Origin of the sequence: Nitrosospira sp. Nsp1 (assembly GCF_900100985.1) — a bacterium.
Taxonomy (GTDB): Bacteria; Pseudomonadota; Gammaproteobacteria; order Burkholderiales; family Nitrosomonadaceae; genus Nitrosospira.
Window position 1 is genome coordinate 53261 of sequence record NZ_FMUF01000010.1, and the last position, 12967, is coordinate 66227.

The window sequence follows — 12967 nt, forward strand, 5'->3', positions numbered from 1 at the left end:
TATGAGACAAACCGGAAAAAAAGCTCTTATATTCTTCGCGCTGCTCTTTTCCGTTTCTTTGTCGATGGCAGAAGTGGCCGTTCCCGCGCTTAAATCCCGCGTTACCGATCTGACCAGTACACTGGCGGCGAATGAGACCGCGCAACTGGAACAGAGGCTGGCTGCGTTTGAAGCCAGAAAAGGCAGTCAGATTGCGGTGTTGATCGTTCCCACCACTCAGCCTGAAACTATCGAGCAATATTCGATTCGCGTTGCCGAGGCGTGGAAACTTGGACGAAAAGGTATCGATGACGGCGCACTCCTGCTGATCGCCAAACAGGACAGGACGGTGCGTATAGAAGTGGGCTATGGCCTGGAAGGCGTGCTGCCGGACGCGCTGGCAAAGCGCATCGTCGACGAAGTGATTGTTCCTGAATTCAAGCAGGGCAATTTTGCCGCCGGTATCGATGCCGGTGTCGAGCAAATGATGAGCGTGGTCGAAGGAGAACCGTTGCCGCCGCCGCAAGCCAGAGGCGGCGAACGTGCTCCCTCGGGGAATGCCGTGATGGATAATATTATTCCCCTTTTTATCATGCTCATCGTCGTTGCAAAAGTATTGCAGTCCTTCTTTGGGCGCTTCATCGGCGCCGGCATCGTAAGCGCTTCGGCAGGATTTTTGGGCTGGCTGCTTTTTTCTTCGATAGTCATCGGCATCATTGCGGCTATCTTTGCGTTTTTCGTAAGCTTGTTCGGCAGCCCTGGCGGAGGAGTCTTCAGAGGAGGCCGCGGCGGCTGGCCGGGCGGCGGTATGGGAGGCAGGGGTGGCGGTGGATTCGGGGGCGGCGGCTTTGGTGGTGGCGGGGGCGGTTTTGGCGGCGGTGGCGCATCAGGGAGATGGTAGATGAATCTTGCACGCATACTGCGGCATTGTTTTACCGGTTCTCTGGCAGTGCGGCGCGTATTTCCGGATGCTGTGCTGATCGCTATCGAACAAGCCATCAGCCGAACTGAAGTCAGCCATGACGGAGAGATACTTTTTGCGGTGGAGGCAGCATTGAATACGTGGCCTCTACTTAGAGATCAGTCGGCACGTGAACGAGCCATAGAGGCATTTGCCCAACTTCGTGTCTGGGATACAGAGGATAACAATGGTGTGCTTATTTATTTATTGCTCGCGGATCGCGATGTTGAAATCGTTGCGGACCGTGGAATCAGCAGCAAGGTCGATACTGAGGAGTGGGAAAAGATCTGTCGCGAAATGGAAGATGCTTTTCGTCGAGGTCAATTCGAACCAGGGGTAATTGCGGGAATCCGGGCTATCGGCAATCACTTGCAGACGCATTTCCCTGCGGAGCGGAAAGGCGGTGAAAATGAACTGTCCGACAGGCCGGTTATTTTATAGCAAAAAAATATTGATGCGCTGGGAAGCTCCTAGGCAAGCCCCTTAGGCAAGCCACTTAGCAAGCCTGGATTCCCTGGCAGTCTGTCCGACTTAAAGGAAATCGGTTGCAAAAGTGTCTGGCCCTCACTCAGTCACTTTTTCGCTGCGATTCTCCAAGTCCGACAGGCAGCTAGTGCCCTTTATTTGCACCGATCAGATGTAATGAATCTTCAATGCTCTGGTTACGCAAATGCCACTGACGTATCAGGGTCATGATTACAGCCACGAGCAGGCCGAACAGAACAATAACGGTGTAAACATGGACGTCGAAACTCACCAGCATCGCATACACGGCCAGCATGGTGAGAATACTAAGATTCTCGTTGAAATTCTGAACCGCTATGGAGTGGCCTGCACCCATCAGAATGTGTCCGCGGTGTTGCAGCAGGGCATTCATCGGCACGACAAAAAATCCGGCAAGTCCGCCGATCAGCATTAAAAGTGGAACCGCAATCCACAGGTCGCGCGCCAGAACCATGGCTGTTACGACGATCCCCATGGCGATGCCAAGAGGAATCACTTTTACCGACTGCCGGAGCGACACCAACCGTGCCGCGATGACAGCGCCTACCGCGATCCCTACGGCGACCACGCCTTGTAATTGTGCGGCTTTGCTTAATGGATAACCGAGCGCGATATCGGCCCATTTCAACACAATAAATTGCAGGGTTGCTCCGGCTCCCCAGAACAGCGTAGTGACGGCCAGTGAAATCTGTCCGAGCTTGTCCGTCCATAGCAGCTTCATGCAATGCCCGAACTCATGCATCAGGAATAAGGGGTTTTTCTTGAGAGCGCGGTGGTCAACTCCGGTATTGGGAATGTACAGATTGAAGATGGCGGCGGTGGTATAGAATACGGCGATAAGAAGTATGGCAGCTTCCGCAACGGTATTCACACCTGTGTCTATGAGTGGAAAGTCGAGTGTCAAAAATAGGGCGGAGATCGAGGGTGAGATCAGCAACCCGCCCAGTACCGTGCCTATTATGATCGAGGCAACGGTCAAACCTTCGATCCAGCCATTGGCGACGACCAGTTTTTCGGGGGGCAACAGTTCAGTGAGTATGCCGTATTTAGCGGGAGAGTAAGCCGCGGCGCCAAGCCCGACGACCGCGTAGGCAGCTAGAGCAAAATACTGATGCGATGCCAGAAAAAGCAGGCTGCAACCCACGATCTTGATGCTGTTGCTAATGAACATCACCCACCCCTTGGCCATGGAATCGGCAAAAGCGCCAACGAACGGGGCAAGAATCACATAAAACAAAACGAACACAAATTTGAGCATCGGAGTGAGGTAAGCAGGCGCGTGCAGTTCTACCAAAAGCGCAATGGCGACGACCAGCAGCGCGTTGTCTGCTAGTGAAGAGAAAAACTGCGCTGCCATGATGGTATAGAATCCGCGTTTCAAGCTTTGCTCTCCTAAAACTTTCTCACCGTAAGGCGAGGAATTATACAATGCTCATCCGGGCAATATCACGAAACCGTTGCGCTATAAAATTGGCACCATCTGATTCAGGATCACTTATGAAATTTTCGTTATCTCCCAAGAAACCTCTGCTTGAATCCGGAATGCTCTCCAGTGGATTCATGCAGAGGTTGCCCTGCTGATGTCACGCCCCATCCAGGCACTGATCGATCTCTCCGCGCTCGAATATAATCTGTCTGTCGTTCGCCGGCACGCCCCCAACTCGCGCGTGATGGCAGTGATCAAGGCTGACGCATATGGCCATGGGTTGCTGCGTGCCGCCGAAGCGCTGGCTCGAGCAGAGGGGTTCGCAATGCTCGAGCTGGACGCGGCCGTGCGGCTGCGCGAGGCGGGATATCGCCAGAAGATTTTGCTACTCGAAGGTTTTTTCGATATCAGCGAATTGGGTTGGATCGAGCAATACCATTTAAGCACCGTAGTCCATCACCGTGAGCAGCTCGCCATGCTGTCGGCATCCAGGCCTCGCGGCAAGCTGGATGTATTTCTGAAGCTCAATACCGGCATGAATCGGCTGGGATTCACGCTTGATGAGTTTCCCGCCGCGCTGGAAACCCTCAAGGCGAATCCTGCTGTAGGTCAAATTACAGTGATGACGCATTTTGCCCGCGCGGATGAGTCATGCAGAAGCGAGAGCATTGCCGCGCAGCTACAACGTTTCAACGCTGCCGCCGAAGGGCGGTATCTGCCCCGTTCAATGGCCAATTCCGCTGCTATCCTGCGTTTTCCCGAAACACATGCCGATTGGGTACGGCCCGGCATCATGCTTTATGGTGCCTCCCCATTCGCCGACACCACGGCTGGCGAGCTGGATTTGCACCCGGCAATGACGGTATCGAGCAAGATCATCGCGGTGCAAACGCTTGAGCAGAGAGATGGCGTCGGATATGGTCATACTTTTCGGGCGGACAGGTCAATGCGCGTGGGAATTGTGGCGGGGGGTTATGCGGACGGCTACCCGCGTCATGCGCCCACCGGCACCCCCATACTGGTGAACGGCAGGCGCACCCGCATTGTCGGGCGTGTGTCCATGGATATGCTGCATGTAGATCTGAGCGAAATAGAAAGCGCCGGGGTAGGCACCCCCGTAACGCTCTGGGGAAAGGGAATGCCCGTTGACGAGGTGGCGCAATCAGCCGGTACGGTAGGCTATGAGTTGTTGTGCGCGTTGGCGCCGCGCATGCAGATAGTAACCTGATCCCGATTTGATTTGGCAGGTGAAAGCGGGCTTCTCCTTGAACCTGTTCAAACTGAGTCCAAAAAAAAAGGCGGTCAACTGACCGCCTTTTTTATCCAGCAAGCAGGTGAACTTGGGTTATTCAACCTTCGCCTTGGATCGCAAATCGCCAACCGATGCCGCGAACTGACGTTGCAATACGCGCTGGGCCAGGTTTTGCTTTATTTCTTCGAATGGTGGGACCTTCAGGGGCCGCACGTCGTCCAGCCGTATGACATGCCAGCCGAAAGGGCTTTTCACCGGCTGTTCGGTAAGGTGGCCCTTGGTCAATTTGGTCAACGCTTCTGCAAAAGGCTGAACATAGCTTGCAGCGGGACTCCAGTCGAGTTCACCACCCTTATTCTTGCTACCGCTATCCAGGGATTTTTCCTCGGCAATCTTCTCAAGCTTGGTACCTTTTTTGATACGGGCGATAATATCTTTAGCTTCTGCCTCAGTGGCGACTAAAATATGATGCGCCTTGTATTCCTTGTCACCCATCTGAGTTTTGACCGTTTCATATTCTTTGCGCAGCTCTTCATCGCTCACCGGATGGTTCTTTATGTAATCGACCTGGTAGGCCCTGACCAGAGCTGTTTGACGCGCCATCTCGAGTTGGGTTACGAAATCCGGGTCCTTGTCGAGCCCCTTCTTTTTCGCTTCCTGAGCTATGACTTCCTCGGTTATGAGGTCCTCGCGCAAGGCTTTTCTGGCTTCAGGAGAATCCGGCTGATCCTGGGCAGCGCGCGCTTTCATTATAAATTCGATACGCGACTGAGGAATGGCGACTCCGTTCACCTTGGCCATGGTTGACCCAGTTTGAGCCTGAGCAGCCGTCACGGCAATCAGTCCGGAAATACCTAGCGCTGTGAGTTGAGAAAATTTAATAAAATACATGGGGCTTCCTTGTCATGGGATCAAAATCAAATTTCTTGGGGAGTATACGCTTTTACACTTAATGCGTGAATATCCTTATACATCATCTCTTGCAGCGCGGTATAGACCAGACGATGTCGCGCCAACGCGGATTTGCCGGAAAATTTATGGGAAACAATGGTAAGCAAGTAATGCCCGCCTCCGCTTTTAGCGCCTTCATGTCCTGCATGCCTGGCGCTTTCATCCACGATTTCAATTTTTTCCGGTTCAAGAGCAGAAAGCTTCTGCTTGATCAATTCGACGGTACTCATCGGTTTATTTAACCTAAATCCGGTAGTTGGACGGGGAGAAGTGTACGGTTTTTGGGGTGCAGGGCAAGGCGCAACGACGCGGAATGGTCGTTCCATTCCAAGGAGTTGCAACGCAGCCATGTACTGCAAAAACTGTGCAATTCACCCCGTAGCGCTCTCACCCGGAAGGTGAGCGTTAAATAATATGAAATATTGTTATTAATCATAGCACTGATCATATCAAATGAGCGGTCAACTACCGGATTTAGGTTTAAGGCAAAACCTTTTTGAACGGCCTGACCGTCAATTTGCCATATACGCCGGAAGTGGCATATGGATCGGCCTCCGCCCAGGTTCGCGCTGCTTCCAGCGATTCGAATTCGGCCACGATCAGGCTACCGGAAAATCCTGCGGGGCCGGGATCGGGGCTGTCAATTGCAGGATAGGGTCCGGCCAGGATAAGACGCCCCTCTTCCTGTAATACCTTGATGCGTTCCAGATGTTCCGGACGGACCGCCAGCCGTTTTTCCAGGCTGTCGGGTATATCTTCCCCGCTTATCGCATAGAACATCACGCTTCTTTATCCTCGCTGTCCTGTATGTATTTACCCAGCATCACACCTTGCAATAAGACAAAAGCCACCATCAGGCCCATAAACCCGAACAATTTGAAGTTGACCCAGGTATCAGTATCATAATTGAAAGCCACGTAAAGATTCGCTCCGCCCATCAACGCGAAAAATGCAGCCCAACTGGCGTTGAGGCGCCCCCACACGGGGTCTGGCAGCTTGATCTGTTCTTTCATCATGATACGGATCAAGTTCTTCTTGAAAACCAGCGGGGCTAACAGCAGCGCGGCGGCGAAAAACCAGTAAAGTACCGACGGCTTCCACTTGATGAATGTTTCATCTTGTAGAATCAATGTCGCGCTGCCGAAAATAACGATGATAACAAGGCTGACCCACAGCATGGTATCCACCTTGCGGTGGCGAAACCAGACCCAGCCGATTTGTGCAAAAGTGGCGCCAATGGCAACGGCAGTGGCTGCGTAGATGCCATAAATTTTGAAGGTGACGAAAAACAGGATTACCGGAAAGAGATCAAAAAGAAGCTTCATAATGTCCAGCTGGGCCGGCATGAGCCGTTGAAGAGTGATTATGGCCGCTAGCCACGGAAAAATCTATTCAAATTTTCCAGAAAGATGAGCGAATATAGACGCTTAAATTGCGGGAGATTTTAACCCCGGCAGATAATTCTCCGCCTTGGCTTAAAAGGTTGGACGAATGAAAAATGGTCGAACCAGATTCCCGTTAAAACGCGCAGCATGTCTCTCAGCGTTATAAAAACGATATACCCCCACTGATAAAGCAATCGAGTCAGCATCGATCCGTTTATATATTGCCCGTTCCCCGATCGAGCTTGAGTGACCCGGAATTGATGCAATAGCGTAAACCGGTTGGCTCAGGACCGTCGTCGAATACGTGCCCCAGGTGCGCGTCGCAGCGAGCACACAGTATCTCTGTCCGGTGCATGAAAAAGCTGTCATCTTCCTCGGCAGTGACATTGGCCGGGTCCACGGGTTGCCAGAAAGAAGGCCAGCCCGTGCCTGAATCGAACTTGGTATCCGAACTGAATAGCGCGGCGCCGCAACATGCGCAACGGTATACGCCGTTGTCGTGGCAATTCCAGTATTCACCCGTGAAAGCGGGTTCGGTACCACCCTCGCGACAAACATGGTACTGCTGAGGCGTGAGCTGCTTTTGCCATTCCTGTTCAGACTTGACGATTTTTCGGTCCATGATTCCCTTCAGTCAATAATTTAGCGCCACCTGAACGGTATCTCAGGGATATTTCAGGGATATATTTCAAGCGGACCAAGCGTGTCTGTCAATGTAGATGTACCGGAGCCACTTCACCTTCTTCCGGAAATTCAGCATGTACCACTTCGCCTTCCGGGTTTGGAAACAATGGAGCGCCACACTCCTCGCAATAGTCCAGAAGAAAATGATTTTGCAGCAACATGGTATGGCCTATACCGCATTCCCGCAAGGTCGTTTCGATTTGGGTTACGATATCGCTGCTCTCATCTTCATCGCCAACCAATGCCCATACTATCCCATACAGCACCTCGTTACGATCCTTGAGCGTGAAACCTATACGGTATTCTTCCAGCCACTGATCATAGAACGGTGCGATTACCGCACGCAGCCTGTTAGGCGAAATGTTCAGGGTAGTTTGCAGGAAATTAACGGTGGCATGCGTGGAATAGGGTCGCGCGAGGCGATCCGCCATGCGCCAGGCCGAAAAAAAGCCATCGGGTATCAGCAATTCAAACGCGCACCCCAGGAACAACTTCCGCAAAGCTTCACCACCGTGAGTTTGCCATGCAGGCACAATTTCGTCTTTTGATAACATCAGAGCCGGCAAGTTGCTGCTCCGGGTCTCGCCAGCCCCATCCGTTTGCTGCCAGCGGAACATGGCCTTCCCTTGCGGCACCGCGATACCCCCGAGAAGATAGCGTGTATCGGAGAGGAAACGGCCAGTTTCGGGCAGCCGGTTGGGGTTCATATGCAACTTGCGCTCTCCCGCCGCCGCTGCCGCCCATAGCTTGCCAGCCAGCTCATGCGTAAGGTGATAGCCGCGCGGTAACTGGTCGGGACTGAAGAGGCAATCCGCGAGCACGAACTGGACATTCGGCGCCAGCACATGGGTCTGCAACTGTACGCGCAAATTAGCCAGCATTGCTTCGTCTACCGGACCCGAAGGAATCGAAAACCGCGACCAGGTCAGCACCGGCACGGCGAACATCAGCACATCATAGCGCCGATCTTCATGTGTCAATATGCTGCATTCAATTGCCGCTTCTATGGCATAAATGAACTCGCTATAACCCGCAGGGTCGGTATCATAAAGCTGATCCAGCGCCGCTTCGAGATTCTGATCGTCGCTTGTCCGCAGCTGGGCATGTATCTTTGCCGCAAGCCGGTTTTCCCAGAATGCGTCTTCTATACGGCTGCCTGAAGCGGCAAGCCCCGCCGCCAGGCGGCAAAGCTCTTGCACTGCGCGCGGAGATTTGGTGCGATGGGGAGCGCGAGTTTTTTTCATTAAAATTGATGTGCGCGTATGTATGATCAAAAAAATATTTTAACTTAAATCCCAGGGATGGAAGGAGGATACGCTTTAAGGGGATCGAACGATGCGAAGGAACGAGCGGATCATCTGCTCCGCTCCTCCGCACTACCCGGCTTTCTCGCCGCTGATGGCGTCAGAGTGGAAGCTTCGCGCCGAGTACGTCTATATACTCAATCTGCGGGGGTTCCGCCAGTAGATCGGCTGCGTTGGCGCTCAGTGCTTCTGCGATCGGACCGGATAAATGCGCCGACCGCCCCGCCTCATCGGCGAATGCATCGAAAACGCCGAAAGTGGATGGGCCCAGGCGAAGAGCGAACCATACCGGCGTCTGGGCTTCCTGGTTCGCGAGTGTAAGTCCCTGCTCGAGAAAATTGCTTACATCGGTTTCCTTCCCTGGTTTGGCTTGTAATCGTACGAATAGCGCAACCTTTAGCATAATGGCTTTCCTTTCTGAAGTTGAACAACGAGGCGCAACTGCAGGCATCATACCGTTTCCCATAAGTGGCGAGACTGGCGAGGCGGTGGAATCGGAGCACAAGCAGGCATGCAGGGGAACGGAGACCAGAAGCGTGCGACGGCCCGCCCGACGGTAGTTGCTACATTGATGCCCTTATACAAGAAGGGAGCCGCAGCTCCCTTCTTGTATAAGGGCAGAGGATCAGTCCGCTGCCAAAATGATATATTTCTACTTCCAGTTTGGCTGGAATCGAGTTTGCTGGGTCCGGTAATCCTGCCAGGCATAACCGGGAGAGACCAGCGGCTTGGCTGGGATAAAGAAGGTACCCAGATCCGCAACCCCCGCCAGCGAACGGCCGACCCCGTAGGTAATACCGGTCAGCAACCCTGTGGTGAGTCCATAACCCAAGCCTTTGTCATTAGTCTCCATCAGCATGCTCTTCGGAACTTCCGCGATGCCTGTTATGGTATTCGCGGCGCCGTGCGCGAGTTTATTGCCTACGCCCAGGCCGTAGGTCGCATAACTGGCAGCCACTGCGGCTTCGGACGAGAAGAATATCAGAGTAGATAGTATCAGTAACGGTTTCAGCGTACTTTTCATCGATACCTCCGAAAGGTGGATTGAATAAATCAAACCCGATTTGACACTAGCACGGATGAGATGCAATGTCAAATGTATTATCCCTGTCCCGCTTGGCGCATGGGTTGGCGAGAAGCGATAGGCGCCTGATGAAAGTGATGGATGCATTGAATGGAGAATATGGAAGCTACAGTTCCGCCGCCTCTTCCGGGCGCCGGGATAGGCCGGCAGAAGGAATCTGCAACAATTTTCTCAGGCTTGCCCCGCGATGAGTAATGAGCGGTTAAAGGATAAATAAGGGGTGAGTATTCAACCCCGCATTCCATCGCGATCATCGTCGCTGCCATGGACCAGGCGGTACAATATGGGCAGTACCAGCAGAGTCAACGCGGTGGACGAAAGAATGCCGCCGATTACCACTGTTGCCAGTGGCCGCTGCACTTCCGCACCCGTTCCAGTGGCGAGCGCCATGGGGACGAACCCAAGCGCCGCCACCAGTGCCGTCATTAATACCGGGCGTAAACGGGTGAGAGCGCCAGTTTGAATAGCCTCATCCAGGGCCATGCCCTGTGCTCGTAAATCACGGATAAACGCCAGCATGACCAGGCCATTCAGCACGGCTACGCCGGACAGGGCAATGAATCCCACGCCGGCTGAAATGGACAGTGGAATATCGCGCAACCACAGCGCCACAATTCCGCCGCTAAGCGCGAAGGGAACGCCGCTGAACATCAGCAATCCGTCCCGAACATTGCCGAACATGTTATAGAGCAGAACAAAAATCAATCCGAGTGCCACAGGAATGACAATCTGAAGGCGCTGCGCCGCTGAAATCAATTGCTCGAATTGCCCTCCCCAGGTTATCCAATAGCCCGGCGGACTCTGCACCTTCTCTGCGATGAGCGCTTCCGCTTCTTCAACGAAGGATCCCAGGTCCCTGCCGCGAACGTTAGCAGTGACCACTACCCTGCGCTTGCCGTTTTCGCGGCTTACCTGATTAGGTCCCTGGACGATTTCCAGATTAGCCACCTCGCCCAGCATGACGTAGCCGACTACGCCAGTGCCAGGGGCCGCCGTAGCCCCCATGGTCGAGTCGGGTAGCCTGACCGGTAAACGCTCGAGGGTTTCGATATCGCTGCGTAGTGATTCCGGCAGCCGAACCTGCAAATCGAAGCGGCGATCCCCCTCATAGATAGTGCCTGCGCTTCTGCCGCCAATGGAAATGGCAACGGCATCCTGCACATCCACCGCATTCAAACCGAAACGCGCCATTTTTGCCCGATCCATTTGGATGGACAATACCGGTAATCCGCTGATCTGCTCGGTCCTCACATCCGCCGCGCCAGGGATGGTGCCAAGAACTTTTTCGATCTCTTCCCCTACAGCAAGCAGCGTATCCATGTTGTCGCCGAATACTTTTACCGCGACATCCGCGCGTACGCCGGAAAGCAGTTCATTGAAACGCATCTGTATCGGTTGGGTGAACTCGTAATTGTTACCCGGTACTTCCCGCACGGCCTTTTCAATCGCAGCAACCAACTGCGGCTTGGTATGGTGCGGCCCCGGCCATTCCGACGGCGGCTTCAGGATAACGAAGGTATCCGCTACGCTTGGCGGCATCGGATCGGTCGCAATCTCGGCGGTGCCGATCTTGGAGAACACCCTGTCCACTTCGGGAAATGCCTTGATTTTTTTCTCCAGTTCGTCCTGCATCTCGACGGCAGTAGTCAGGCTTGTACCGGGGATGCGTATGGCATGGAGAGCTATGTCTCCTTCATTGAGGCTGGGTATGAATTCACTGCCCATCCGCGTGGTCAGCAGTCCGGACAGCACCACAATCACCACCGCAAGCGTGACGGTGAGCGCCTTGTTGTGCATTGCCGCCGCGAGGGCAGGTACATACACTTTCTTCGCCCACGCCACTACCGGGCTTTCTTTTTCCGCTACCTTGCCGGAGAGGAAGAGCGCAATTGCCGCCGGAATGAATGTTATGGAAAGTATCATTGCGCCGACCAGCGCGATCACGACCGTGAAAGCCATGGGATGAAACATCTTTCCTTCCACGCCTGACAGCGCGAAAATCGGCAGATAGACCACCATGATGATGAGTTCGCCGTAGATCAGCACCCGTCGGGCCTCCCTGGATGCATCGAAGACCACGGCAAAGCGCTCGGCCGGCGTCAACAGTCGACTCAGCCGCGTCTGCTCGTGCGCGAGCCGCCGGATGGCATTTTCGACAATGACGATGGAACCGTCTACGATCAGGCCGAAATCAAGTGCCCCCAGGCTCATCAGATTGGCGCTGACATGATTGGCCACCATGCCGCTGAAGGTGAACAGCATCGAAAGCGGAATAACGAGCGCGGTAATCAGCGCAGCACGCAGGTTTCCCAGGAACAGGAACAACACCAGGATTACCAGGGTTGCACCCTCGAACAGGTTGGTTGCGACTGTCCAGATGGTTTTGTCCACCAGATCGGTGCGATCGTATACCGGCGTCGCGACGATGCCTTCCGGCAGGGTCCGATTAACCTCTACCAGCTTGTCGGCGACAGCTTGAGAGACCGTCCGGCTGTTCTCCCCGATCAGCATGAGCGCGGTGGCAAGGACTATTTCCTCACCATTCTGCGTAGCGGCGCCGCTGCGTAATTCCTTGCCTATCAGGATGTCCGCAACGTCTTTGATACGTATGGGTATACCTTGCCGCGAACCGAGAATAATATTGGCGATTTCATCCAGGTTGGCCACCTGCCCCGGCACTCGAACCAGGTATTGTTCACCGCTTTTCTCGATATAGCCTGCGCCTACGTTAAGATTATTCCGCTCCAGGGCGATGATGACATCCTGTAATGTCAGTCCGAAGGAGAGCAGTTTGTCGGGATAGGGTGTGACGTGAAATTGCTTGACATAGCCACCTATTGCGTTGACCTCCGCTACCCCTTTGACCATGCGCAACTGGGGCCGGATAATCCAGTCCTGGATCTCCCGCAGGTCGATCGTGCTATATGCGGTGCCGTCCGGCTTTTGTGCGTCTTTCCCGGCGTCCACGGTCCACATGAAGATTTCCCCAAGGCCGGTAGAGATCGGCCCCATCGTGGGCACAATTCCAACGGGCAGCTTGGCCTTGGCCTCCTGGATGCGCTGGTTGACTAGCTGGCGCGCGAAATAGATGTCGGTGCCATCCTCGAAAATAACCGTCACCTGGGATAAACCATAGCGAGAGAGGGATCGGGTGTGGTGAAGGTGGGGAAGGCCGGCCATGACCGTCTCGATCGGAAAGGTCACACGCTGTTCCGCTTCCACCGGCGAATAGCCTATCGCCGGTGTATTGATCTGTACCTGCACATTGGTAATGTCCGGCACGGCGTCAATTGCCAGCTTCTGGAAACTATAAACCCCGACCGCGGCCATCGCCAACACCGCTCCCATCACGAAAACGCGCCGGTGTATCGAACCTTGCAAGATGCGTTCAATCATGATGTATCGCCATCGAAAATATTGTGGCTGACCTACAGCTT

Annotated in this window: 14 protein-coding genes; 4 read left to right on the forward strand and 10 right to left on the reverse strand. The window is 54.0% G+C overall.

Annotated elements, in window-relative coordinates; translation table 11 throughout:
- Window positions 1-64: 64 nt before the first annotated feature.
- Together BLP78_RS08125 and BLP78_RS08130 are read left to right on the forward strand one after the other, a co-directional pair.
- The gene (locus tag BLP78_RS08125; protein WP_256330172.1) at window positions 65-880 is read left to right on the forward strand and encodes a TPM domain-containing protein; all 816 of its coding nucleotides are present in this window, start codon (window positions 65-67) and stop codon (window positions 878-880) included.
- Window positions 881-1381: a TPM domain-containing protein gene (locus BLP78_RS08130; RefSeq protein WP_090458291.1), complete on the forward strand. Its 501-nt coding sequence runs from the start codon at window positions 881-883 to the stop codon at window positions 1379-1381.
- A gap of 169 nt (window positions 1382-1550) precedes the next feature.
- Here the strand turns inward: BLP78_RS08130 and lplT are convergent, their stop codons facing one another.
- On the reverse strand, window positions 1551-2825 hold the full coding sequence (lplT, locus tag BLP78_RS08135; protein WP_090458293.1) for a lysophospholipid transporter LplT: 1275 nt from the start codon (window positions 2823-2825) through the stop codon (window positions 1551-1553).
- Between the two features lie 199 nt (window positions 2826-3024).
- Between lplT and alr the strand changes: the two genes are divergently transcribed.
- Window positions 3025-4098 (forward strand): alanine racemase, encoded by a 1074-nt coding sequence (gene alr, locus BLP78_RS08140; protein ID WP_090458295.1) that lies wholly within the window; start codon window positions 3025-3027, stop codon window positions 4096-4098.
- A gap of 117 nt (window positions 4099-4215) precedes the next feature.
- Here alr and BLP78_RS08145 read toward each other — a convergent pair whose 3' ends face one another.
- From BLP78_RS08145 to BLP78_RS08180, 8 genes are all read right to left on the reverse strand, one after another.
- On the reverse strand, window positions 4216-5013 hold the full coding sequence (locus BLP78_RS08145) for a peptidylprolyl isomerase (protein WP_090458296.1): 798 nt from the start codon (window positions 5011-5013) through the stop codon (window positions 4216-4218).
- Window positions 5014-5039: 26 nt separating this feature from the next.
- Window positions 5040-5303: a BolA family protein gene (locus BLP78_RS08150; RefSeq protein WP_090458298.1), complete on the reverse strand. Its 264-nt coding sequence runs from the start codon at window positions 5301-5303 to the stop codon at window positions 5040-5042.
- A 250-nt stretch (window positions 5304-5553) separates the two neighbouring features.
- Window positions 5554-5853, reverse strand: coding sequence for a YciI family protein (locus BLP78_RS08155; protein ID WP_090458300.1), 300 nt, complete (start codon window positions 5851-5853; stop codon window positions 5554-5556).
- On the reverse strand, window positions 5853-6398 hold the full coding sequence (locus BLP78_RS08160; protein ID WP_025041095.1) for a septation protein A: 546 nt from the start codon (window positions 6396-6398) through the stop codon (window positions 5853-5855). The genes BLP78_RS08155 and BLP78_RS08160 overlap by 1 nt, the downstream gene beginning before the upstream one ends.
- A gap of 274 nt (window positions 6399-6672) precedes the next feature.
- Window positions 6673-7080: a peptide-methionine (R)-S-oxide reductase MsrB gene (msrB, locus tag BLP78_RS08165; protein ID WP_090458302.1), complete on the reverse strand. Its 408-nt coding sequence runs from the start codon at window positions 7078-7080 to the stop codon at window positions 6673-6675.
- 88 nt (window positions 7081-7168) lie between these two features.
- Window positions 7169-8386, reverse strand: a complete 1218-nt coding sequence (locus BLP78_RS08170) for a DUF2863 family protein (RefSeq protein WP_090458303.1) — start codon at window positions 8384-8386, stop codon at window positions 7169-7171.
- A gap of 160 nt (window positions 8387-8546) precedes the next feature.
- Window positions 8547-8849, reverse strand: coding sequence for a putative quinol monooxygenase (locus BLP78_RS08175; protein ID WP_025041092.1), 303 nt, complete (start codon window positions 8847-8849; stop codon window positions 8547-8549).
- A 249-nt stretch (window positions 8850-9098) separates the two neighbouring features.
- On the reverse strand, window positions 9099-9470 hold the full coding sequence (locus BLP78_RS08180) for an exosortase system-associated protein, TIGR04073 family (RefSeq protein ID WP_090458305.1): 372 nt from the start codon (window positions 9468-9470) through the stop codon (window positions 9099-9101).
- Window positions 9471-9535: 65 nt separating this feature from the next.
- Between BLP78_RS08180 and BLP78_RS08185 the strand changes: the two genes are divergently transcribed.
- Complete coding sequence (locus BLP78_RS08185) at window positions 9536-9721, forward strand: hypothetical protein (protein WP_090458306.1); 186 nt, start codon at window positions 9536-9538, stop codon at window positions 9719-9721.
- Window positions 9722-9758: 37 nt separating this feature from the next.
- Here the strand turns inward: BLP78_RS08185 and BLP78_RS08190 are convergent, their stop codons facing one another.
- Window positions 9759-12926, reverse strand: coding sequence for an efflux RND transporter permease subunit (locus BLP78_RS08190; protein ID WP_090458308.1), 3168 nt, complete (start codon window positions 12924-12926; stop codon window positions 9759-9761).
- Window positions 12927-12967 lie beyond the last annotated feature (41 nt).